This window comes from Catenibacterium sp. UBA627 (genome assembly GCF_002299355.1).
Taxonomy (GTDB): Bacteria; Bacillota_I; Bacilli_A; order Erysipelotrichales; family Coprobacillaceae; genus Catenibacterium; species Catenibacterium mitsuoka.
Genome location: NZ_DBPF01000125.1, coordinates 13149 through 34557 on the forward strand (window position 1 = coordinate 13149; position 21409 = coordinate 34557).

The 21409-nt window shown below is 34.5% G+C and carries 26 protein-coding genes, 1 other RNA gene and 1 other annotated feature; of the genes, 25 read left to right on the top strand and 2 right to left on the bottom strand.

Translation table 11 applies throughout. The features are described from left to right. The first annotated feature begins 101 nt into the window (after nt 1-101). The 12 genes from B2S90_RS08455 to B2S90_RS08510 all read left to right on the top strand — a co-directional run bounded on the left by B2S90_RS08455 (nt 102) and on the right by B2S90_RS08510 (nt 7312). Nucleotides 102-389, top strand: a complete 288-nt coding sequence (locus B2S90_RS08455; protein WP_278860826.1) for a hypothetical protein — start codon at nt 102-104, stop codon at nt 387-389. 62 nt (nt 390-451) lie between these two features. Further along, nucleotides 452-796 carry a hypothetical protein gene (locus B2S90_RS08460; RefSeq protein ID WP_055234520.1) on the top strand — a complete coding sequence of 115 codons (345 nt, stop codon included), beginning with the start codon at nt 452-454 and terminating at the stop codon, nt 794-796. Between the two features lie 6 nt (nt 797-802). Next, entirely contained in the window at nt 803-1183 is a 381-nt protein-coding gene (locus tag B2S90_RS08465; RefSeq protein ID WP_286696885.1) for a hypothetical protein, read from the top strand. A gap of 66 nt (nt 1184-1249) precedes the next feature. After that, complete coding sequence (locus tag B2S90_RS08470; protein ID WP_278778757.1) at nt 1250-1675, top strand: PTS sugar transporter subunit IIB; 426 nt, start codon at nt 1250-1252, stop codon at nt 1673-1675. Further along, nucleotides 1662-2945, top strand: a complete 1284-nt coding sequence (locus B2S90_RS08475) for an FtsX-like permease family protein (RefSeq protein ID WP_286696886.1) — start codon at nt 1662-1664, stop codon at nt 2943-2945. Before B2S90_RS08470 ends, B2S90_RS08475 begins: the two co-directional genes overlap by 14 nt. Continuing rightward, a complete protein-coding gene (locus B2S90_RS08480; RefSeq protein WP_055289234.1) occupies nt 2942-3712 on the top strand; it encodes an ABC transporter ATP-binding protein in 771 nt (256 codons plus the stop codon). The genes B2S90_RS08475 and B2S90_RS08480 overlap by 4 nt, the downstream gene beginning before the upstream one ends. 4 nt (nt 3713-3716) lie before the next feature. Continuing rightward, the gene (locus tag B2S90_RS08485) at nt 3717-4562 is read left to right on the top strand and encodes a patatin-like phospholipase family protein (RefSeq protein ID WP_055234526.1); all 846 of its coding nucleotides are present in this window, start codon (nt 3717-3719) and stop codon (nt 4560-4562) included. A gap of 55 nt (nt 4563-4617) precedes the next feature. Next, on the top strand, nt 4618-5319 hold the full coding sequence (locus B2S90_RS08490; protein ID WP_278778761.1) for a gamma-glutamyl-gamma-aminobutyrate hydrolase family protein: 702 nt from the start codon (nt 4618-4620) through the stop codon (nt 5317-5319). Then, on the top strand, nt 5307-5975 hold the full coding sequence (locus B2S90_RS08495) for a M48 family metallopeptidase (protein WP_278778763.1): 669 nt from the start codon (nt 5307-5309) through the stop codon (nt 5973-5975). Before B2S90_RS08490 ends, B2S90_RS08495 begins: the two co-directional genes overlap by 13 nt. Then, entirely contained in the window at nt 5972-6700 is a 729-nt protein-coding gene (locus B2S90_RS08500; RefSeq protein WP_279068170.1) for a TrmH family RNA methyltransferase, read from the top strand. Before B2S90_RS08495 ends, B2S90_RS08500 begins: the two co-directional genes overlap by 4 nt. Next, entirely contained in the window at nt 6697-6966 is a 270-nt protein-coding gene (locus tag B2S90_RS08505) for an acylphosphatase (protein WP_279068167.1), read from the top strand. The genes B2S90_RS08500 and B2S90_RS08505 overlap by 4 nt, the downstream gene beginning before the upstream one ends. Next, nucleotides 6953-7312 (top strand): diacylglycerol kinase family protein, encoded by a 360-nt coding sequence (locus tag B2S90_RS08510; RefSeq protein WP_055289231.1) that lies wholly within the window; start codon nt 6953-6955, stop codon nt 7310-7312. Before B2S90_RS08505 ends, B2S90_RS08510 begins: the two co-directional genes overlap by 14 nt. A 9-nt stretch (nt 7313-7321) precedes the next feature. Here B2S90_RS08510 and B2S90_RS08515 read toward each other — a convergent pair whose 3' ends face one another. Continuing rightward, entirely contained in the window at nt 7322-8485 is a 1164-nt protein-coding gene (locus B2S90_RS08515; RefSeq protein ID WP_278778768.1) for an aminotransferase class I/II-fold pyridoxal phosphate-dependent enzyme, read from the bottom strand. A gap of 122 nt (nt 8486-8607) precedes the next feature. Further along, nucleotides 8608-8811 (top strand) — a binding site (T-box leader). Between the two features lie 34 nt (nt 8812-8845). On the opposite strand from B2S90_RS08515, the gene pheS reads away from it, so the two are divergent. Genes pheS through B2S90_RS08530 form a run of 3 tightly spaced genes read left to right on the top strand, consistent with a single transcriptional unit; the run spans nt 8846 to nt 13070 of the window. Next, nucleotides 8846-9880 (top strand): phenylalanine--tRNA ligase subunit alpha, encoded by a 1035-nt coding sequence (pheS, locus tag B2S90_RS08520; protein WP_055233745.1) that lies wholly within the window; start codon nt 8846-8848, stop codon nt 9878-9880. 3 nt (nt 9881-9883) lie between these two features. After that, nucleotides 9884-12271: a phenylalanine--tRNA ligase subunit beta gene (gene pheT / locus B2S90_RS08525; protein ID WP_279147640.1), complete on the top strand. Its 2388-nt coding sequence runs from the start codon at nt 9884-9886 to the stop codon at nt 12269-12271. Nucleotides 12272-12302: 31 nt separating this feature from the next. Continuing rightward, nucleotides 12303-13070 carry a Cof-type HAD-IIB family hydrolase gene (locus tag B2S90_RS08530; RefSeq protein WP_055233746.1) on the top strand — a complete coding sequence of 256 codons (768 nt, stop codon included), beginning with the start codon at nt 12303-12305 and terminating at the stop codon, nt 13068-13070. On the opposite strand, the gene B2S90_RS08535 is transcribed toward B2S90_RS08530, so the two are convergent. Then, on the bottom strand, nt 13033-14175 hold the full coding sequence (locus B2S90_RS08535; protein WP_055289224.1) for a nucleotidyltransferase: 1143 nt from the start codon (nt 14173-14175) through the stop codon (nt 13033-13035). The two genes, B2S90_RS08530 and B2S90_RS08535, sit on opposite strands and share 38 nt — an antisense overlap. An 83-nt stretch (nt 14176-14258) precedes the next feature. Here B2S90_RS08535 and B2S90_RS08540 point away from each other — a divergent pair, with 83 nt between their 5' ends. The 10 genes from B2S90_RS08540 (at nt 14259) to rny (ending at nt 21398) form a co-directional block, all read left to right on the top strand. Then, nucleotides 14259-14513 (top strand): hypothetical protein, encoded by a 255-nt coding sequence (locus B2S90_RS08540; RefSeq protein WP_006505469.1) that lies wholly within the window; start codon nt 14259-14261, stop codon nt 14511-14513. 31 nt (nt 14514-14544) lie between these two features. Further along, nucleotides 14545-15264: a DUF554 domain-containing protein gene (locus B2S90_RS08545; protein ID WP_147556439.1), complete on the top strand. Its 720-nt coding sequence runs from the start codon at nt 14545-14547 to the stop codon at nt 15262-15264. Between the two features lie 59 nt (nt 15265-15323). Then, nucleotides 15324-15662, top strand: a complete 339-nt coding sequence (locus tag B2S90_RS08550) for a DivIVA domain-containing protein (RefSeq protein ID WP_055233749.1) — start codon at nt 15324-15326, stop codon at nt 15660-15662. A gap of 12 nt (nt 15663-15674) precedes the next feature. Next, an RNA gene (gene rnpB, locus B2S90_RS08555) (RNase P RNA component class B) lies at nt 15675-15979 on the top strand. Nucleotides 15980-16100: 121 nt separating this feature from the next. Then, nucleotides 16101-17018: a helix-turn-helix domain-containing protein gene (locus tag B2S90_RS08560; protein ID WP_055233750.1), complete on the top strand. Its 918-nt coding sequence runs from the start codon at nt 16101-16103 to the stop codon at nt 17016-17018. Nucleotide 17019: 1 nt separating this feature from the next. Beyond that, nucleotides 17020-17610, top strand: a complete 591-nt coding sequence (pgsA, locus tag B2S90_RS08565) for a CDP-diacylglycerol--glycerol-3-phosphate 3-phosphatidyltransferase (RefSeq protein ID WP_055233751.1) — start codon at nt 17020-17022, stop codon at nt 17608-17610. Nucleotide 17611: 1 nt separating this feature from the next. Then, nucleotides 17612-18067 carry a CinA family protein gene (locus B2S90_RS08570; RefSeq protein WP_006505474.1) on the top strand — a complete coding sequence of 152 codons (456 nt, stop codon included), beginning with the start codon at nt 17612-17614 and terminating at the stop codon, nt 18065-18067. Nucleotides 18068-18105: 38 nt separating this feature from the next. Then, complete coding sequence (gene recA / locus B2S90_RS08575) at nt 18106-19137, top strand: recombinase RecA (protein ID WP_422652254.1); 1032 nt, start codon at nt 18106-18108, stop codon at nt 19135-19137. 54 nt (nt 19138-19191) lie between these two features. Beyond that, a complete protein-coding gene (locus B2S90_RS08580) occupies nt 19192-19734 on the top strand; it encodes a TetR/AcrR family transcriptional regulator C-terminal domain-containing protein (RefSeq protein ID WP_055233752.1) in 543 nt (180 codons plus the stop codon). 116 nt (nt 19735-19850) lie between these two features. After that, nucleotides 19851-21398: a ribonuclease Y gene (rny, locus tag B2S90_RS08585; RefSeq protein WP_055289219.1), complete on the top strand. Its 1548-nt coding sequence runs from the start codon at nt 19851-19853 to the stop codon at nt 21396-21398. Nucleotides 21399-21409 lie beyond the last annotated feature (11 nt).

The following is a 21409-nucleotide window of genomic DNA, read 5'->3' on the forward strand; positions in this document are numbered from 1 at the left end:
GTACTTAATTCAGGTAAACTAGATTATGAAGATGCATTTAGGGATGAGTAGAAGATAATTTTGAAATTCAATTTTTCTTCGATATTCGGAGGTTAAAAGACATGCACAATGATATAGTTATAGAAGTTATTGATAAGATAAAAAGTGGTAAACCTATACTTGTCATGCAGGCGATTCTTACAGGAATTGAAGCGAAAATAACTGATGAAGCTTTTATTGAGGAAATAGAAAACAATAAAGATAATGAAATATGTTTGCTAAATGTACCTATAGGTTATGTTGCAACAGCTGCGCTAGATGTGCTTGGAAATGAAACATATATGGGGAGTAATGAATATATATTGAAAATGATAAGAGATTTTAAAAATGGTACAATTAAAACCGAATGATGAATTTTTTTGTTAAAAAAATATATATGTAATAGAGATGTTGAGAGCAAGAGGGTGAAAAAATGAGCGAATATTCTGATTTTAAACATGACTTTAGGACGGATTATGAAACCGGAGATCAATCAAGAGGTATGTTCCATCTTGACGATTTGGGGCCTTCTTTTAAAGATGATCCTATGTTTGCTTTGCGAGTATCTTTAGCTTTAGCAACTATCGAAGCAGAATTATATCCTACACTCAATGATGGTGTGAACTATATGTTCTATCACACTTATGAGAACGTAGATAGGATTATCGTAGGTGTACATGTTGAAACACAAGAAGAACTGGATGAAATGAAGCGAGACAGGGATTTTGTACTTAATTCAGGTAAACTAGATTATGAAGATGCATTTAGGGATGAGTAGGTAATTATGGAAGAACTAGAATATTATAGAGAAGTAAGAAATGATGTCTATCAGGAAATGGATTCACAGAAAGATACGCCTCATCCTATGTTTTATGGGAGTTCATATGTATTTTCAGACGAAATGCTAGGAGAAAATAGAGAACTGGAATATTTCATGTGCTTGTGCTATGTTGCTTGTGGACTCTATGAACTAGAACACTATCATGGTATTGAGCCAATTATTGAAATGTATATGACTTATTATATTTATCAATATGAACATTTTGGTAAATATAAGGATATGCTCTATGACTATGAGCTTTTAGAAAAAGACATCGAAAAGATCAAATCTATGAGAAAACTGAAGTTTGAACGATTAAAGTGCTACGAAGAATCAACCGACTGATGTCGGTTTTTTTCATGTTTAGAAAATTAATAGTGTGCTATGAAATTATCTTATATAATATACACCATGAATCTATTAAAAATATTAATCTGCTGTGGGGGTGGCTTTTCATCAAGCTATGTCACTACACGTATGCAGAAACAAATTAAAGAAAATCATTTAGAGAATCAAGTACAGGTTGATTTCTCACCCTTTAGCTTGATGCACGAAGTCATTGATCAATATGATGTAGTGATGTGCTGTCCACACCTGCTTATGGAAATTAAGTTACATTTCAAGGATACAGGTGTACCTTTATATGTTCTTCCTCCTAGAATGTATGGCTTGATGAAACTTACTGAAATTGTAGATGATGCGAAAGGAGTAATAGACATCTATAAACAAACAAAACAGAATCCAGTTTATTTTCCTGGAGAAGAAAATATCTTAAGAGTGACACGTATTAACTCTTATCGCCATACTCATGGAGGGAAAGATCATGGGAACATTTAAATTTGCCTGTAAGATGTTGAAACGTGAAAAGAGACAAGCTATATCTTATGGTATTACTGTTCTTTTTACTGTCTTTGTATCATTTGTCTTCTTTAATATTATTAATAATGATACGTTAATGGATCAAACAGCAGCTGCAAGTGGTGGATCTTTTTCACAGGTCAGTGTTCCATTATCAAGTATCATCGCATTTGTTGTTATAATATTTTGTGGATTAATGATGGTTTATGCCAACTCATTCTTTTGTGCACATAAGACAAAAGAATTCGCTATTCTTGCGATGAGTGGCAGCAGTTTTTTTGATTCAACACTTTATTTATTTTATCAGGAAATCATTATCTCTTTAATTGCTTTACCTATTGGTTATTTGATTGGCATGGCAGGGGCAGTAGGAGTGAATTCAATCATGTATCACTCTATGCATATTCATAAATCTATCTTCATGATTCCTATGCGTGCCTATACAGATACACTTATGACTATTGCAATTCTTTTCTTTGTAACTATTCTAGGTGATTCAGGCTTTGTTTACCGTCATGATATCCAGACACTCTTACATGAATCTCATGAAAAGGTAGTGGATAAGAGATTACCTTCTTATCTTCCACCATTCATTTATATATTTTCGATTATTTTATTAGTTACGACTCCTTATAGTCCAACTGGATTTGTATTCCCTTGTTTTGTAGGAGGAATAGGGGCGGCTTATGTTTTATCTCAGACAATTCCTGAAATACTTAGAAAAATCAAGAGTCAACGTTTAGGACATACTTTAGACCTTGTTTCTTTAAGTCATTTATCTACTTCTTTGACCAATTCAGGTGTTCTTATTCTTGTTTATGTTGTCACAAATGTTTGTATGAGTGCTATGATCATTGCCCAGAAAAATTCACCAAGAGAATATATGACCGCCATTATTGCTTACATTGTGATGACAATCTTATTATCTATCACAATTATGTATAAATATGCGGCAGAAACTATGAAAAGAGTGAAAGCCTTTAGTAATCTTTATAAGATAGGCTGTACAAGAAAGAAGATTGCTTCTTATATCAAAAAAGAAGTGATTCTTTTCTATTCATTACTTGTTTTAATACCTATTGTTTATCTTACAATTGTCATGATTCAGGTTTATATGCATATACCGGATACTTTAGGGCTCATTATTATGTTGTTTGGTGTGGATATCATTCCACAGATGATTCTTGCAGTGATGACTTATTATATTTATATGAAGAATGTTTATACAGAAATAGGGGAAGTACTATGAGTGAAATACTAGTTGCGAAAAATATAACTAAAATATATGGTATTGGTACAAGCCATACCTTTGAAGCATTACATGGTGTCTCTATGACTATGAATGAAGGAGAATTCATCTGTGTCATGGGACCAAGTGGTGCAGGTAAATCAACTTTTATTAATAATCTATCTACAATTGATATTCCTACAAAAGGGAAGGTTTATATCAATGATGCTGAAGTAAGAAGTATGGGTGAAAATGAAATAGGTAAGTTTCGTTATGAGAACCTTGGATTTATCTTCCAGGAATTCAACTTATTAGATTCTCTCACTGTTCTTGAAAATATTGCAGTTCCTCTTTCTCTTGCAAATTTGCCACAGGAAGAAATAGAAGCAAGAGTTAAAGAAACAGCGTCACGTTTATCTATTGATTCATTACTTCATAAGTATCCTAATGAATGTTCAGGAGGACAAAGACAGCGTGCAGCCATCTGTCGTGCCCTTGTCACTCATCCTAAACTTATTGTAGCGGATGAACCAACAGGTAACTTAGATTCTCACACATCACATGAAATATTGGAAATATTCAAAGAATTAAATAATCAAGATGGTGTTTCTATACTTATGGTGACTCATGATCCGATGATTGCCAGTTATTCACAGAAATTGCTTTACATTAAAGATGGTGTGATTGCAAAGCAAGTCGTGAAGGGGGATTTGACACAGAAGGAGTATTTCCATAAAATAGTAGACGTTAACTCAGCAGAGTCAATGTCTTTATTTGAGGGGGAATAAGTATATGAGTGGAATTGTTTTAGAAGGTGGTACATTTAGACCAATCTTTTCATGTGGTATTATGGATTGTTTGAATGATCATGATATTATGTTTGATTATTGTATAGGTGTAAGTGCAGGAATCACTGATGGTGTTTCTTATGTATCAAAACAGCCTAGAAGAAATCTTGAGATACTAAAAACGTATCGCCATGATCCTCGTTATATTGGTCTTAGAAACTATAAGACGGATCATTCTTTATTTGGTTTAAAGTTTGCCTATGAAACAATTTCTAATGAACTCAATCCTTTTGATTATGATACATTTTATAAGTCTCATACAAAAGTACTTGTAGGTGTCACAAATGCAAATACAGGAAAAGCAGAATATATAGATGGTCATAAAATAGATCGCCATTGTACAGTGTTAAAGGCAACATGTGCTATTCCTATTGTATTTCCTGCAATCAAAATAGGTGAGAATGAATATTTTGATGGCGGTATTGCAGATTCTATTCCTGTAAAGAAAGCAATAGAAGATGGTAATAAGAAGCTTTTGATTATTCTTACTAGACCAAAGGGTTATAAGAAGACACTCAATTTTTCAACTCAATTTGCAGCACAGGTTGTGTCTCGTAAATACCCACTTCTTAAAGATGCCCTGCTTTCGCGTCATATCAACTATAATGAAACATTAGACTATATTGACAAGCTAGAAAAAGAAGGCAAGGCACTTGTATTAAGACCAACAGAAGAAGTTATTATTGATTCTATGGAAAAGGATCTAGATAAGATTCAAAGAATTTATGATTATGGTTATGCGCTTGCTTTAGAACATCTAGAAGAAATAAAGGCAATATGTCATGAATAGAGTCTCTTGAAAGAGGCTCTTTTACTATTTATAATAGTTTCAGGAGCTGATGCAAATGAAACCTATTATAGGAATATTACCTTTATTTGATGAGAAAAAAGAGAGTTATTGGCTGCTTCCAGGATATATGAAAGGTATTATGAATGCAGGAGGTATTCCTGTGATGTTACCTTTTATTGAAAATATAGAAGATATTAAACAATTATCAGAGAACTTTGATGGTTTTCTTTTTACTGGCGGCCCAGATATAGATCCTGTTTATTATCATGAAGAGAAGAAGGAAAATTGTGGAGATTTAACACCTTATAGAGATACACTAGAAAGTCAGTTATTTAAAGAAGTATATGCTTTAAATAAACCAATATTAGGAATATGTAGAGGGCATCAGTTGCTTAATGTATTATGTGGTGGAACATTATATCAGGACTTACCATCAGAATATAAAAGTACTATAACTCACAGAATGAAACCACCTTATGACAATAAGCAGCATACAGTTACTCTTGTAGAGGATACACCATTAAAGAGTCTACTTAATAAAACTATTCTGCCAGTCAATAGCTGTCATCATCAAGCAATCAAAGAACTAGGAAATGATTTACAACCTATGGCTATAAGTGAAGATGGTTTAGTCGAATCATGTTATGCACCTAATAAGAAGTTTGTATGGGGTGTACAATGGCATCCTGAATTCATGTGTACAGAGAAAGAAAGTCAGAAAATATTTGAAGAGTTTATAAGAAAATGCAGAGAGTAAAATGGAATATTAAATTAAAAGGACATATATATCCATGTATTGTTTCATTTAAGAAGATGAAAACAATCAGGGTGAAGATCAGAGATAATTATTTAGAGGTGAGTGCACCTGCTGGTACAAGCGAGAAGTATATTCGTGATTTAATCTATGAAAATGAAGAGGATTTATATGCACGATTATCTTCTTATGTCCCTTATTTTGATCTAAGAGAGGATGGGTATGTCTATATCTTTGGTAGGAAATATCAAATAGTTGTCAGAGATATTAAGAAGAAACAATGTGCAATTCATGGAGATAGTATTTATGTGTATACTTCTTATATAGAAAATGCGTTAGGGATATATCTTTCTCAGATACTCTATGAATACTTAAAAACGAGAACGGCAGAATATCTTCCTTTATTTAATCGACCTATGCCACGTATACAAATCAAACAATATAAAGGAAGATGGGGCAGCTGTTATGATCAATTGAACCTTGTGACATTTAATTTCTCTTTAGTTTATTTAGATAAAGAGTTGATTGATTATGTAATTGTGCATGAGTTATGTCATTTTATTGAACCAAATCATTCTCCTCGATTCTATGCAGAAGTCAAAAAGAGAATGCCTGATTATAAGAAACGTATGAAAATATTGGAGGAAAAGCATGTATGATTCAATCAGTGAATAATAAAACAATTAAAGACCTTGTAAAATTAAAAAACAAGAAAACAAGAGATGAAAAAGGACTTTTTCTAGTAGATGGATTCCACATGGTAGAAGAAGCAAAAAAAGCAGGACTATGTGATTTAGTTATTAGTACAGATGAATCATTAGAAGGACAGGATAAAGTGCTTGTTGTGTCTGATTCTGTTATGGAAAAATTATCCTATACAAAAACACCACAGCCTATTATGGCTGTATGTCATAAGAAGGATAATATTTTAAAACACTATGATCGTGTCTTGATTTTAGATGGTGTACAGGATCCAGGAAACTTAGGAACTATCCTTCGTTCAGCACTTGCTTTTGGCTTTAAACAGATTGTCATGAGTCCTGATTGTGTAGACTTATACAATGATAAGGCCTTGCGTTCTACTCAGGGGGCTGTTTTTCATTTAGATATTGTCCGTGATGAATTGAGTCATGTTATTCCAGAACTACAGAAGTTAGGGGTACGTGTCATTGCGACAAGCTTACATAATGCGTCTTCTATTGATGATATTAAATCAACAGATAAGATGGCATTTGTTATGGGAAATGAAGGGAATGGTGTGAGAGATGAAACAATTGCGATGTCTGATGCCTCTCTTTATATTCCTATTGATACAATGGAATCACTTAATGTTGGTGTAGCGGCAGGTATTGTGATGTATACCTTTAAGGGGGGTTCACTATGATTAGACAGCATATCTATTTTTCAGGAAGAGTACAAGCTGTTGGATTCCGTTTTAGAGCACAGATGAATGCGACTCAGTTAGGACTTACTGGCTGGGTTAGAAATCTCTTTGATGGACGTGTAGAAGCAGAAGTACAGGGAGAAATAGAACAGATTAATCGTTTTATCAATAAGATGAAAAATGAACAATGGATAGACATCACTGATATGGAAGTGGAAGATATCCCTGTAGAAAAAGGAGAGAGAAAGTTTGATGTCACATACTAGACAATCTCTTTTAAAATCTTTTCAGCATGCCTTTGAAGGCATTATCCATACAATTAAGAAAGAACGTAATATCAAAATACATCTTTCTTTTATGTGTGCAGTTATATTATGTGGTTTCTATTTTCATATTACGAAGATTGAATGGATGATCTGTCTTATTCTATTTGCACTTGTTTTGTCATTAGAACTTGTCAATACTGCGATTGAAGCAGTGGTAGACTTAGCGTCACCAGATGTTCATCCTCTTGCAAAGCTCTCTAAAGACGCTGCAGCAGGTGCTGTGCTTATTAGTGCGATCATTTCAGCTATTATTGGCTTGATGATTTTTATTCCTTATATTATTTAAAAAAGCGGGCTATTTAAATAGTCCGCTTTTATCCATCATGTCTAATGCATGTTCTATTGTATCATCACTTTGTACTAGAGCCATACGTACATAGCCTTCACCTTGAGTACCAAATGCATTACCTGGTACCACAAGAACACCTGTTTTATCAAATAGTTCCTTTACAAAAGTTTCAGAATCTTTAAACTTGTCAGGAATCTTCGCCCATACAAACATAGTACCCTTAGGCATATCGATATCCCAGCCAATAGACTTACAGCCATTGACTAATAAGTCTCTTCTATGTTGATAAGCATTTCTTGTTTTTTCTACACATGATTGATCCTGTGTTAATGCTTTAATCGCACCTTTTTGAACTGGTAAGAACATACCATAATCTAGATTAGATTTTAATGATTTTAGTTTTCCAATGATTTCTTTATTACCAAGTGCAAAACCAATACGTGCACCTGCTAAACCATATGTCTTGCTTAATGAGTTGAATTCAATACCCACATCCTTAGCGCCTTCAAATTCTAAGAAGCTGCGTCCTGGTCCTTCAAACAATAATTCACTATAGGCATTATCATGAAGAACCATGATGTTGTATTTCTTTGCGAAGACAATGAGTTTCTTATAGAATTCATCATTCGCAACACCACATGTTGGGTTATTTGGATAAGACACAATCATATACTTTGCATCCTGTGCAGTCTTTTCATCAATCATATCAAAATCTATTAAATAATCATTTTCCTTTAATAAAGGCATAGTAACAACTTTAGCCCCAGCGAGTAGTGGCCCATCTCTAAAGATTGGATAACATGGATCTTGTACAAGTACGATATCACCTTCATCTACTAAAGTTAAAGCAAGATGTGCTAAGCCATCCTGAGATCCAAGTAATGATGTCATTTCAGTTTCGGGATCAATAGTGACACCGTATCTTTTTTCATACCATTCTTTTACAGTGTTTTGAAGATCAACGGCATCCTTAATCGCATAAAGATAGTTTTCTGGCTTCATTGCCTCCTTTGCGATTGTTTCCATGACTTCCTGAGTTGGAGGGATATTAGGTGCTCCAATACTCAAATCAATGACTTCTAGTCCTTGCTTTTTTCTTTCACTACGCATATTTGCAAGTGTAGTGAAGATGCTTTCTCCGAAGAGATCCATTCTTTTTGAAAATTTCATTTTATATACGTCCTCTCTTTAAGTATCATAATACAAATATTAAACAAATGAAAGAGGGTTTCGGCTTGTTCGATAGATAAGATTTCATCTTGTCTTTTTCCTAATTATTAGGTATAATACATGAGAACACGAAGAAAAGGACTAGTATGTAATATACTTATATTGAGAGAGGAAGAGGCTGGTGGAAATCTTCTTATAAGATATTATTGAATTCACCTTGGAGTGCGGCTAATCCCCGCCGTAACACTGACGTTATAAGTGATAAAGTGCATATAGTGTATACTATATGAATTTAGGATGGTACCGCGATTTAAGTCGTTCCTATTGGAACGGCTTTTTATTTTTTTAAGGAGGAAAGTTATGGATGAATTATTAAAAATCCAGGAAGAGGCACTTGCAAAAATTGCAGCTTGCGCTGATGCGAAAGAATTAAATGACTTACGTGTGTTCTATCTTGGTAAAAAAGGACCTATTCAGGCTGCTATGAAATCAATGAAGACTATGGCTCCTGAAGAAAGAAAAACATTTGGACAGGTTTCAAATAAGACTAAACAGGAAATTGGACAGGCTATTGAAGAAAAGAAAGCTTATTTAGAAGAAAAAGCTTTAAATGAACGTTTACTTGCAGAAGATATTGATATCTCTTTACCAGGTAATCGTTTACCAGTAGGATCTGTACATCCTTTAACACGTGTTAAGGAAGACTTAGAAGAATTATTCCTAGGTATGGGATATAAGGTAGCTGAAGGACCTGAAGTAGAATCAGATCATTTCAACTTTGAATTAATGAACTTACCTAAAGGACACCCTGCAAGAGATATGCAGGATACATTCTATATTGATGAAAATACATTAATGAGAACACATACTTCTCCTGTACAGGCACATGTTATGTTAGAAGCTAAGGGTAAAGGTCCTATTAAGGTTATCTGCCCTGGTAAGACATACCGTCGTGATGATGATGATGCCACTCATTCACATCAGTTCATGCAGTGTGAAGGACTAGTCATCGATAAGAATATCACTATGGGTGATTTAAAGGGTACATTAGATGTTTTCGCTAAGAAAATGTTTGGTGAAAAACGTGAAATTCGTTTAAGACCTTCTTATTTCCCATTCACAGAACCAAGTGTAGAAGTAGATATCTCTTGTGGCAACTGTGGTGGTAAGGGCTGTGCTATGTGTAAAGGTACTGGATGGATTGAAGTATTAGGTGCTGGTATGGTCAACCCTCATGTATTAGAAATGTGTGGATTTGATCCTAAGGAATACCAGGGATTTGCATTTGGTATCGGACTAGAAAGAGTTGCTATGTTGAAATATGATATTGATAATATCCGTGATTTCTACAATAATGACTTAAGATTCTTAGAACAGTTCGAAAGAAAGGAGTAGTATATGTTAGCTAGTTTACATTTATTAAATAGATATGTGAAAGTAGATGATCAAGATCCTGCAGAACTTGCAGAAAAGATCACTCGTATTGGATTAGAAGTAGAAGGACAGGGACCTCTTGCAAAAGGAACTAAGCTTGTTGTTGGTTATGTAAAGGAATGTATTGAACATCCTAATTCTGACCATCTTCATATTTGTCAGGTAGAAACTGCCCCTGGTGAAGTAAGACAGATTGTATGTGGTGCACCTAATGTGGCTGCTGGTGAAAAGGTTATTGTGGCATTACCAGGATGTGAACTTGAAGGTGGTAAGATTTCTTCAGGTGCTATTAGAGGCGAAAAGTCTGATGGTATGATCTGTTCTATTGCAGAGCTTGGATTAGATAACCGTTTATTAAAAGAAGAAGATAAAGCCGGTATTCATGTATTACCAGAAGATGCACCAGTAGGTACAGAAGCACTAACTTATCTTGGTTTAGATGATTATATTCTTGATATTGGTTTAACACCAAATAGAGCTGATTGTATGGCTATGCAGTCTTTAGCTTATGAAGCAGCTGCTGTATTAGGTAGAAAAGTTACTTTACCAGAAATCAAGAAATATCCTGAAGAAAAGAGTGAAATTGAAGTTTATGTAGAAACTCCTTTATGCTCATTCTTTGGTGCTAAATTAGTGAAGGGTGTAACAACTAAAGAATCACCTAAATGGATGCAGAATGCGCTTCTTGCATCAGGTATCAAGCCTATTAATAATATTGTAGATATCTCAAACTTCGTCATGGTTGAAACAGGTCAGCCTATTCATATGTATGACTATGATAAGCTTGCAAAGAAGGCTTTCGTCATCAAGACTGGATTCAATCAGAAGGCTGTTCTTCTTGATGAAAATGAATATGAAATCTTACCTGAAGATGTTATTGTATCAACTGATGATGGCATTGGCTGTGTTGCTGGTGTTATGGGTGGTAATGATACTAAGATTGATAAGAATACTAAAAATATCGTTATTGAAGCAGCAACTTTTGATGGTGCTGCATTAAGAAATACAGCAAGACGTATGAACTTATTAACAGATGCATCACAGCATTATATCAAGGGTGCTATTGATACAATGAGTTCATTAAAGGTATTAGATCGCTGCACTGATTTATTAGTACAGTATGCTGATGCTGAAACTATTTATGAAACAGTACATACACCTCTTGATGAAACAAGAAAAACTGTCACTATTGAATTATCAAGAGTAAATGGCTTACTAGGTACTTCATTAACAGTTAAAGAAGTATCTGATATTTTCGATAGCTTATGCTTTGAATATACATTAGAAGATGAATTATTTACTGTAACTGTTCCTACATATCGTAATGATATTACTATGGATGCAGATTTAGTGGAAGAAGTCGCACGTATCTATGGATATGATAATCTTCCAACTACTTTACCAGTCATGAATATGACAGATGGTGTCTTAACACCAAAACAGTCTAAAGAACAGTTGATTAGACATACACTTGTAGACCTTGGTTTACATGAAACATTAACTTATACATTGACAAGTGAAGCAGCTGTCAATGAATTCAACTTATTCCATTCTTTAGACAATACAGTTAAGTTAATGAGTCCTTTGAGTGAAGAAAGAAGTGCTGCAAGAAAATCACTTATTGGTTCTCTTTTACAGACAATTCATTACAACAATGCACATTCAAACAAAGATGTAAACATCTTTGAAATTGCGAATACATATTCTGACAAGGAAGTATCTAACTTAGCAATTGCAGTAAGTGGAGACTATGTCAATGTTCCTTGGATGGGTAAGAAGGAAGCGGTTGATTTCTATCTTGTGAAAGGCTTTGTAGAAACATTATTCAAGAAATTATGTATTGAAGAATCACGTTATACTTTTGAAAAGGTAGAAGCAGATAATAAGGACTTCCACCCAGGTAGAAGTGGTTATATCAAGATGGGTAAGGAAATTGTAGGTGTCATCGGACAGGTACATCCTGCAAAGGCAAAAGCTTATGAAGTCAACGATACATATGTGGCAGAATTGAACTTAACAGCTATTCTTGCATTACGTACTCGTGCATTAAAATTCAAGGCTATTCCTCTATATCCTGCAGTATCTCGTGATATCGCTTTAGTTGTTGATTCAAAAGTACCTGCTGCAGATGTAGTTAAGACAATCAAACGTGCAAGCAAACAGCTTGTAAAGAGTGCAGAAGTATTCGATGTTTATGAAGGTGAACATATGGAAGAAGGTAAGAAGTCATTGGCTATCTCACTATTATTCCAGGATCCATCTCGTACATTGGATGACGTAACAATCAACTCAGCTATGGAAAAAATTCTTGAAGCCTGCAAGAAGGACCATAACGCCGTGTTAAGAGGTTAAGATCAGTGCTTGCACTGATCTTTTTTTACTTATGAAACTGATTTTTTCGGATTTAGATGGGACACTCCTTCATAGTGATAATACGCTTTCTGATATGACATTACAGGCTATAAAGAAGGTGTATGAATATGATGATTTGTTTATTCCTATCTCTTCGAGACTTCCTGAAAGTATTCAATCATTTGTCCCTTATAAAGCACCTCTGGTCGCTCATAATGGCGCACTGATTATTTTAGGGGATGAAATCATCTCTTATACAATACCAACGGATATTGTCTATGATATATGTTCTTATTGTAATGATTTAGATTGGAATATTTATGATGGCAATAACTGGTATTCTACAAATCAATATTTTAAAGATCATGCGATAGAAGAGTCTTATATTGGTAAAATATCGATTAAGATTGGATTAGAAGACATTAAAAAAATACAGACCATTCATAAAATAGTCTGTATTGGATTTATTGATCATGTCACTTCTTATTTAAAGGAAACATATCCTTCTTTACATATAACACGTAGTGCTTCTTATTATCTAGAAATCACCAATAAAGAAGCCACTAAAGCCAATGCGATACAAACGGTGGCCCATCATTATCAAATACCATTAGAGAATACAATCGCTTTTGGAGATTATTATAATGATGAAGATATGTTAGATATTGCAGGGGTAAGTTATGTAGTAGACAATGCTCCTGATGACTTAAAAGAAAAAGCAGATCATGTTACTTTAAGTAATAATGATGATGGTGTTGCCTTTATTTTAAATCAATTTTACGATAAGGAATCGCTTTAATTGTTTCTTTAAAAAAGCCTGGATTCACTAAATCAAGAAGCTGAGCCCCTCTTTTTTCAATATCTAAAGCAGGATGCTTATGTTTTGTGATGTTAGTGATGATTTTATATTCTGTATTCTTTTTAGCTGTTTTAATATAACGCTGTCCACTCGCAGATAAGCCAAGAATATGAATATAATCAATATCCATGGCTTTTTTCATTTCTTCTTTTGTGTTATGAAGAAGAATATGAATAAGCATTCTTTGTATTCTGCTTCTTGTATAACGTTTACTTGTTAAAGCATTGATGAGTTCTTCTAAATTGCAGGTTTCTTGATTCACTTTATACAAGCGGTCATCCAAACCTTCTTCAATCATATGAAGCCCTTCAAGAGGAGTAAAGGTAATTAAATACTTTAAATAAGGGTAGAACTCTTCTAGAGTAAAGAAATGAGAGTCTTTATATGTATTGTAGCCAGGTAATTGATGGGCTACATCTTTTCCCAGCTTTAGTGCAATGCGTAAAGATGTGGCGCTAGAAATGCTTTCAATATCTTTTGCATGATAATCATTGGTACGCTTAATGCAGTGCATGGAAATAGGATACTGATTATGAACTACCTCTTTAACATAACTTAGTCCTAATAAATCATTAGGTGTTCTCACTTCCTTATTTAAAATAAACTGCAATGCTTGATTACACGCATCAGGATAACGTAATCCATCCTTCATACCTTCTTTTACTTTCATATTGTAAGTATCCGGGTCTTGTTCAATACCTTCAGCTATTTCTATGAATGTCTCAATATTGCCATCCTCGCTGCCAAATACAAGATCAGTCACTCCCATTTCGTGGAGTAATGTCACTGCACCTTTCGCAAAATAATCGGCACTCTGACAGGCATAAACAAGTGGAAGTTCTATAACGATATCTATGCCTTCTTCTATTGCGATTGCGGCTCTTTTTTGATAGCTGATTATGGCAGGCTCTCCTCTTTGTACAAAAGAACTGCTCATGACGCATATAGTTAAATCAGGCTTAATTCGTCTTTTAGCTTCTTGAAGATGTAAACGATGGCCTAAATGATAGGGGTTATATTCTGTAATAATACCTAGTATTCTCATGGAATCACCTCAAAAAGTATTTTATCATAATGGACTGATAATACAAATAATGATATACTTTTTGTATTAGGAGGATTATTAATATGGCTTTAGAATTTAGATATGATACACAATTATTAATTGATGGTCATGACTTAGATGAAGATGAAATCAATGATTACATTACTGAACATTTTAAAGGAGACTGCCTTCTTGCAGTAGGTGATGAAGACTTAATTAAGATTCATTTCCATACAAATGAACCATGGCAGTTATTAGAATATTGTTCTACATTAGGTGAAATCTATGACATCGTTGTAGAAGATATGGATCGTCAGTCTAGAGGTCTTAAAGGATAACTTTCATCTTTGATGAAAGTTTTTTATAACTATGTTTGGATTAGGTACGATTATTAACTGCAGTGCTATTATTATAGCTGGCATTGCAGGTATGGTATTTGGAAATCATTTAAAGGAGTCCATGCAGGATACTTTGATGAAGGCAGATGGTGTCGCTGTTATTTTCATAGGTATTGCAGGGGCATCAAGTAAAATGCTTGTAATAAAGGGTGGCACTATCGATACAACAGGTACTATGATGATGATTATTTCATTATCTCTTGGTGCGATTGTAGGAGAAATGTTAGATTTAGATGGCAAGATGATTCACTTTGGTGAATGGCTTAAAATAAAAACTGGAAATGCGAAAGATAAGAAGTTTGTAGATGGCTTTGTGACAGCATCTTTAACAGTCTGTATTGGTGCGATGGCAGTTGTAGGATCTATTGAAGATGGAATCCATGCCGATCACTCTATTCTTTTCGCAAAAGCAATACTCGATTTTGTGATTATTCTTGTCATGAGTGCAACTCTAGGTAAGGGATGCTTATTCTCTTTTGTACCAGTAGGCTTATTTCAGGGAACAATCACTCTTTTAGCAAGTCTGATCAGTCCTTTTATTACTGCATCAGCTATGAGTGCTCTCTCATATATAGGTTCAATACTTATATTTTGTGTAGGTGTTAATCTTGTGTTTAATACAAAAATACGCGTTGCAAACCTTTTACCAGCTTTGATTGTGGCGTGTATATGCACTGTTTTTCCATTGTAAGAAACTTTTGCTTGCAATTATTCTTGTTTTTTGTAGAATATTTATGAGGAGTGAAGACGATGGAAAACAAGATTCGATTAAGCCCGAAAAGAATCCTTAATAAAGAATTTTCTATTGAATCAAAAGGCTATAGCGCAAATGAGGTAGATAGTTATCTTGATATTGTGAAAGAAGATTATCTGAATTTCCAATCTATGCTGAATGATTCTTATGATGAAATTGAAAGTCTTCAAAAAGAGAATAGTGCTTTAAGAAGAAAACTCAATGAATTATTAAGAGAAAGACAGGAACAGAGAGATAATGCACGCGTCATGGAAGAGAACTTGAATAACAATGTCGATGTCCTCAGACGTATTTCTCAATTAGAAAGAGAAGTCTATCATAAAAATAAAGACTAATATGTGTCTGCGAGAACTGATCGCTGGAAACAGAGGAAAGTCCGTGCTGCCACTATCTGAGATGATAGTAGTGATCGTGCTGAGGCTAATAACCTCAGGCAGAAATGACAACGGTGAACGCCTAAGTCGTAAGATATGGAACTAGCCATAAAGTGCCACAGAAACGAATACTGTTAGAAATGACAGGGTGAAAAGGGGTAAACTTCGCGAGGCAGAAACCCAAATTTTGGTAGGGGAGTCTAGCAAAAGGAATTGAACGGATGCTAGGTAGAGTAATCTAAGATAAATGATGAGTTGAAAAACAGAACACGGCTTATAAGAGCAGACTCATAGATGGTTTCCATTTGGGGGACCGTCTTTTTTGTCTGTCTATAATAGTTGTAAAATGTCACTATTTGTGGTTAAATAGACTTGACATAAATGCAAGGAGGCTTTGAAATGAATATTAGTGAAATAATAAAGAAAACGAGAGAGGAGAAAGGATTAACTGTAGAGGAATTATCTTCTCAGACAATGCTTTCAGTTGCGATTATTAAAGATTTAGAAAATGGTGACTTTGATCATTATCAAGGTGAAGAAGCTTATGTGAAAATGTATTTAAGAAAGATTTGTCGCGCTCTTGATATAAATGAAAAAGAAGTACAGAATGAGTATTTAAATCTTACTCAGAAAATTGAGTTAGAAGAACTACAGGAAGCAGAACAGCAGAATGAGGAAGTAAAGAAGAGACAGTCTGCCGATGAGGAAAAAGCTAAAGCTTTCCGTTTTGAAAAGCCACCGTTTACAAATTCAAATAAAGGTGTTATGGGTAATAAAAGTCATTTAAATGTCATAAGAGTGATTATTATAGTATTATTAGTGGCAATGATTTTCTTAGTGGCTTTCTTTGCAATCAGTAAAACAAAGTCAAATGTTGATGCACCATCATTTACATCTGACCAGCAGACAGCAGCAGGTGAAGTAACTAAGAAACCATCAAAGAAGAAAGACAAGACAACTCCAAAGAAGGATGAAACACCAGCTGTTACTTATACTAGAAATAGTGATTTAAATTATAATTTTAAATTAAAGGATTCTAATGCAGAAACATTCAAGTTAAAGGTTGAATATTCTAAGAAATGCTGGGGAAGCCTTTATGTAAACCGTGCTAAATATACTGAATTTGAAGGTAAGGTATATAATGAAGGTGATAGTGTTGAATTGACACTCAATACTGCAGAATTCAATACATTAAGACTTGTAAGTGGTGAACAGTCTGGTGTAAAGGTTTATGTTGATGATGTTGAAGTGCCATTAACAGATGAAGAAAAGGCTGAATCTGGATTGAAATATACTTATTTGACATTGGAGAAGTAAGATGAATTTACCAAATAGATTAACAGTAACACGTTTGTGTCTTGTACCAGTATTTATAATTTTATATTTATGTCCTTATTATACAGATATTAGTGTGCCTCAGATTCATTTCCTATTTACTGATATTTCCGTTATTCAGCTACTTGCCTTTGTTATATTCTTAGGTGCTTCTATTACTGACTTTTTAGATGGCTACCTTGCAAGAAAAAATCATCTTGTCACTACATTTGGAAAGTTTGTTGATCCAATTGCAGATAAGATGCTTGTTAACTCTGCATTAATCTTACTTTCCTGGAATAATAAGATGTCAGTTCTAGCACTTCTTGTTATGATTTTAAGAGATACTTTTGTGGATGGTGTTCGTCTTGTAGCCTCTGGCTCTAATAGAGTACTTGCTGCAAGTATTTATGGAAAATTGAAGACAGTGACTCAGATGGTAGGTATTTGTCTTCTTCTATTAAATAACCCGATCTTTGCATTATGGGATATTCCATTTGCAAACTATGTTATTAATGTTGCCGCATGTGTTTCATTATTATCAGGTGTTGATTATTTTTGGAAGAATAGAGATTTAATCATGGAGAGTATGTAAAATGGAAGAAATAGTAAGACTATTGATAGAAAAGAATGTTTCTATTTCTAGTGTTGAAAGTTTTACAGTAGGAAACTTTGCAGCAGCTCTTGGATCCGTTCCAGGAGTTTCTGCTGTTTATAAGGGAAGTCTTGTCAGCTATCAGAACATTATCAAGCATAAGGTGTTAGGCATCCCTCAGGAAGTCATTGACACTTATGGTGTTGTATCTAATGAAGTGGCAGGGCTTATGTGCATTAATGGACAGAAAATGTTCGATACAGATCTTTGTATTTCTTTTACAGGCAATGCCGGTCCAGATGCCATGGAAGGCAAGAAAGTAGGTCTCATTTATATTGGTATTGCCTATAAGAGTGATGTTCATACTTATGAATATGAATTGTCAGGAAGTCGCAAGCAGATTGTGGAACAGGCTATTGCGATTGGAAAAATGAAGATTTCTGAAATTTTGAAGTAATTTACAAATAATAATCGTATGAATATGTATGGAGGTATATGTTTATGGCGAAAGAAAAGAAGTCAGCGGTAAAAGATACTGATGCAGCATTGGATGATGCTATCAGTCAAATTGAAAAGAAATTTGGTAAAGGGTCTGTGATGCGTCTTGGAGATCGTGCAGCGGTGGATGTAGACGTTATCCCTTCAGGCTCTTTAACCCTTGATAAAGCATTAGGTATTGGTGGTTACCCTAAAGGACGTATTATTGAGATTTATGGTCCTGAATCAAGTGGTAAAACAACTCTTACATTGCATGCGATTGCCCAGGCGCAAAAACAGGGTGGTAAAGCAGCATTTATTGATGCTGAGCATGCCATTGACCCTGTCTATGCAAAGAATTTAGGTGTTGATATTGATGAATTGATTCTTTCACAGCCAGATAGTGGTGAGCAGGCATTAGAAATTGCTGAAATGCTGGTGCGTTCTGGTGTGATTGATTTGATCGTTATTGACTCAGTTGCTGCTTTAGTTCCTCAGGTTGAATTAGATGGTGAAATGGGTGATGCGGCAGTTGGCTTACAGGCACGTTTAATGAGTAAGGCCTTAAGAAAACTTTCAGGTGTTATGAATAAAACGAACTGCACAGTAATCTTTATTAACCAGTTACGTGAAAAGATCGGGGTTATGTATGGTAATCCGGAAACAACAACTGGTGGCCGTGCCTTGAAGTTCTATTCTTCTGTACGTGTAGAAATTAGAAGAAGTGAACAGATCAAACAGAATGGTGAGATTGTTGGTAATAAAGCCAATATCAAGGTTGTCAAGAATAAAGTAGCACCTCCATTTAAGACAACTCAGGTTGATATCATCTATGGTAAAGGCATTTCACGTGATGGTGAAATTCTTGATTTAGCAGTTGAAGGCGATATTGTGGAAAAATCAGGTGCCTGGTACGCTTATAATGGTGAAAAAATTGGACAGGGAAGAGAAAATGCGAAGAATTTCCTTCTTGAACATCCTGCCATCTTTGCAGAAGTAGAAGAAAAAGTTAAAGCACAGCTTTTTGGAAATGAAGAAGCTGATGCGTAAATAGTCTCATTTTCAGGCGGATGATTCCGCCTTTTATTGAATTATGGTGTAAATATGAAGAAAACAGAACAGCTTATTATAAAAACATTCTTAGAACTTGTTGAGGAAAAAACTCTTGATAAGATTACTATCCAGGATATTGCAGATCAATGTGGTATTAATAGAAACACTTTCTATTATCACTTTGCAGATATCTATTCCTTGATTGAAACAATCTTTAAAGATCATTTAGCAACCATTGAACAAATGTTTGAAGATGGTGCATCCTGGAGTGAATGCTCAGAGAAAGCCCTGAAATTTCTGGTAGAAAATCGTCGTGCTATTAGACATATTGCTTTCTCAATGAGTCGCAATCAGTTAGATCATTATCTATTTGTTGTTTTCAAAAAAATATTTACAGAATACTTATTAGATAACTTTATTGTTGATATATCTGATGAAAAGTTTGATGATCTTATTTTATTTTATACTTATGCAATCATGGGATGCATAAATCATAATTTTATTGAAAACAACAATGATATAGAATTAGAGGAACTTTTAGATAAGTTTAATACAACTTTATTGATGACAAATCCCCTTAAATCAAGTAAGTAGTCTTAATGGAAGACTGCTTTTTTCGTGTTTGTATGATTGAAAAGTTTATATAAATACCTTATAATATAACTAGTGCTTTTTAGCACTTTTATACATAGGACACGGAGGACTTATATATGAGCTTAATTAAAGTCTTGACCTATGTTCTTGTATTTCTTTTAGGTATAGGATGTTATTATTTATATATCCGTTTAAAAATTTCTAAAGCAAATACAGATGCCAAAACAATTGTTGAAGAAGCTAATACAAAAGCAGACAATCTAATTAAAGAAGCAACGCTTGATGCAAAAACAAAAGCTTATGAATATAAGCTTGAAGCTGAAAAAGAAGCAAAGCAGCAGCGCTTAGAATTGACTAAGTTTGAAAATAAGCTATTACAACGTGAACAGAACATCGACCGTAGAGATATTTCTTTACAGGGGAAGGAAGATGCTCTTGAAGCAAGAAGCCAACAATTAAATAAGAAAAAGGCGGAACTAGAGGTCAAGGAAGAAAAACTACAGCATCAGATTGATGAAAAAGTAGCCGAACTTGAAAAAATTGCAGCTATGTCTGCACAGGAGGCAAAAGCTGAACTCTTCAAGCAGGTAGAACAGCGTATGGAGACTGAAGTCACTGCTTATATCAAAGAACAGGAAGATGAAGCAAAAACAAAGGCTTCACTATTTGCAAAAGATATCATTGCGAATGCCCTTAACCGTTATTCTCAGGAAGAAGTCATTGAACGCACAGTCAGTGTAGTTGCTCTTCCAAGTGAAGAAATGAAGGGTCGTATTATTGGCCGTGAAGGTCGTAATATTAAAGCGATTGAAAATGCAACTGGTGTAGATTTGATTATTGATGATACTCCAGAAGTGATTACATTATCATGTTTTGATCCAATTCGTCGTGAAGTGGCACGTTTATCACTTGAAACATTAATTCATGATGGGCGTATTCAGCCAGGACGTATTGAGGAAGTTGTTGCTAAGACTAAAAAAGATCTTGATGATACTATTTTAAAGGCAGGGCAGGATGCTGTCTTTGAATTAGGATTATCTCGAATGAACAAAGAACTTGTCATGATGATTGGTAAGTTGAAATATCGCACAAGTTATGGACAGAATGCTTTACAGCATTCATTAGAGGTGGCTCATTTTGCCGGTATTATGGCCGCTGAACTTGGATTAAATCAGCAGCTTGCTAAACGTGCTGGTTTATTGCATGACTTAGGAAAAGCAGTTGACCATGAAATGGAAGGAAGTCATGTTGAATTAGGTGCAAAATTCGCTAAGAAATTTGGTGAAAATGCGACTGTAATCAATGCAATTGAATCACATCATGGAGATGTTCCAGTAACATCAATTATTGCAGTACTGGTCTCTGCAGCAGATACACTATCAGCTGCTAGACCTGGTAGTCGAAGTGAGAAAATTGAAAATTATATCCAGAGACTTGAAAAACTTGAAGAATTACCTAAACAGTTTGACGGTGTGGATAATGTATTTGCCATCCAGGCAGGTCGTGAAATCAGAGTAATCGTTAATCCAGAAAAGATTGATGACTTAAAGGCACACAAACTTGCAAGAGATGTCAAAGAAAAGATTGAAACCGAACTCACTTACCCAGGACATATTAAAGTAACTGTGATCCGTGAGATTCGTGCTAATGAAATAGCTAAGTAGATAGGATCATC

Bases quoted from the DNA above. Each gene is read 5' to 3' on its own strand.
- B2S90_RS08455 (WP_278860826.1), top strand. From the start codon at position 102: ATGCACAATGATATAGTTATAGAAGTTATTGATAAGATAAAAAGTGGT.
- B2S90_RS08460 (WP_055234520.1), top strand. From the start codon at position 452: ATGAGCGAATATTCTGATTTTAAACATGACTTTAGGACGGATTATGAA.
- B2S90_RS08465 (WP_286696885.1), top strand. From the start codon at position 803: ATGGAAGAACTAGAATATTATAGAGAAGTAAGAAATGATGTCTATCAG.
- B2S90_RS08470 (WP_278778757.1), top strand. From the start codon at position 1,250: ATGAATCTATTAAAAATATTAATCTGCTGTGGGGGTGGCTTTTCATCA.
- B2S90_RS08475 (WP_286696886.1), top strand. From the start codon at position 1,662: ATGGGAACATTTAAATTTGCCTGTAAGATGTTGAAACGTGAAAAGAGA.
- B2S90_RS08480 (WP_055289234.1), top strand. From the start codon at position 2,942: ATGAGTGAAATACTAGTTGCGAAAAATATAACTAAAATATATGGTATT.
- B2S90_RS08485 (WP_055234526.1), top strand. From the start codon at position 3,717: ATGAGTGGAATTGTTTTAGAAGGTGGTACATTTAGACCAATCTTTTCA.
- B2S90_RS08490 (WP_278778761.1), top strand. From the start codon at position 4,618: ATGAAACCTATTATAGGAATATTACCTTTATTTGATGAGAAAAAAGAG.
- B2S90_RS08495 (WP_278778763.1), top strand. From the start codon at position 5,307: ATGCAGAGAGTAAAATGGAATATTAAATTAAAAGGACATATATATCCA.
- B2S90_RS08500 (WP_279068170.1), top strand. From the start codon at position 5,972: ATGATTCAATCAGTGAATAATAAAACAATTAAAGACCTTGTAAAATTA.
- B2S90_RS08505 (WP_279068167.1), top strand. From the start codon at position 6,697: ATGATTAGACAGCATATCTATTTTTCAGGAAGAGTACAAGCTGTTGGA.
- B2S90_RS08510 (WP_055289231.1), top strand. From the start codon at position 6,953: ATGTCACATACTAGACAATCTCTTTTAAAATCTTTTCAGCATGCCTTT.
- B2S90_RS08515 (WP_278778768.1), bottom strand. From the start codon at position 8,485: ATGAAATTTTCAAAAAGAATGGATCTCTTCGGAGAAAGCATCTTCACT.
- pheS (WP_055233745.1), top strand. From the start codon at position 8,846: ATGGATGAATTATTAAAAATCCAGGAAGAGGCACTTGCAAAAATTGCA.
- pheT (WP_279147640.1), top strand. From the start codon at position 9,884: ATGTTAGCTAGTTTACATTTATTAAATAGATATGTGAAAGTAGATGAT.
- B2S90_RS08530 (WP_055233746.1), top strand. From the start codon at position 12,303: ATGAAACTGATTTTTTCGGATTTAGATGGGACACTCCTTCATAGTGAT.
- B2S90_RS08535 (WP_055289224.1), bottom strand. From the start codon at position 14,175: ATGAGAATACTAGGTATTATTACAGAATATAACCCCTATCATTTAGGC.
- B2S90_RS08540 (WP_006505469.1), top strand. From the start codon at position 14,259: ATGGCTTTAGAATTTAGATATGATACACAATTATTAATTGATGGTCAT.
- B2S90_RS08545 (WP_147556439.1), top strand. From the start codon at position 14,545: ATGTTTGGATTAGGTACGATTATTAACTGCAGTGCTATTATTATAGCT.
- B2S90_RS08550 (WP_055233749.1), top strand. From the start codon at position 15,324: ATGGAAAACAAGATTCGATTAAGCCCGAAAAGAATCCTTAATAAAGAA.
- B2S90_RS08560 (WP_055233750.1), top strand. From the start codon at position 16,101: ATGAATATTAGTGAAATAATAAAGAAAACGAGAGAGGAGAAAGGATTA.
- pgsA (WP_055233751.1), top strand. From the start codon at position 17,020: ATGAATTTACCAAATAGATTAACAGTAACACGTTTGTGTCTTGTACCA.
- B2S90_RS08570 (WP_006505474.1), top strand. From the start codon at position 17,612: ATGGAAGAAATAGTAAGACTATTGATAGAAAAGAATGTTTCTATTTCT.
- recA (WP_422652254.1), top strand. From the start codon at position 18,106: ATGTTTATGGCGAAAGAAAAGAAGTCAGCGGTAAAAGATACTGATGCA.
- B2S90_RS08580 (WP_055233752.1), top strand. From the start codon at position 19,192: ATGAAGAAAACAGAACAGCTTATTATAAAAACATTCTTAGAACTTGTT.
- rny (WP_055289219.1), top strand. From the start codon at position 19,851: ATGAGCTTAATTAAAGTCTTGACCTATGTTCTTGTATTTCTTTTAGGT.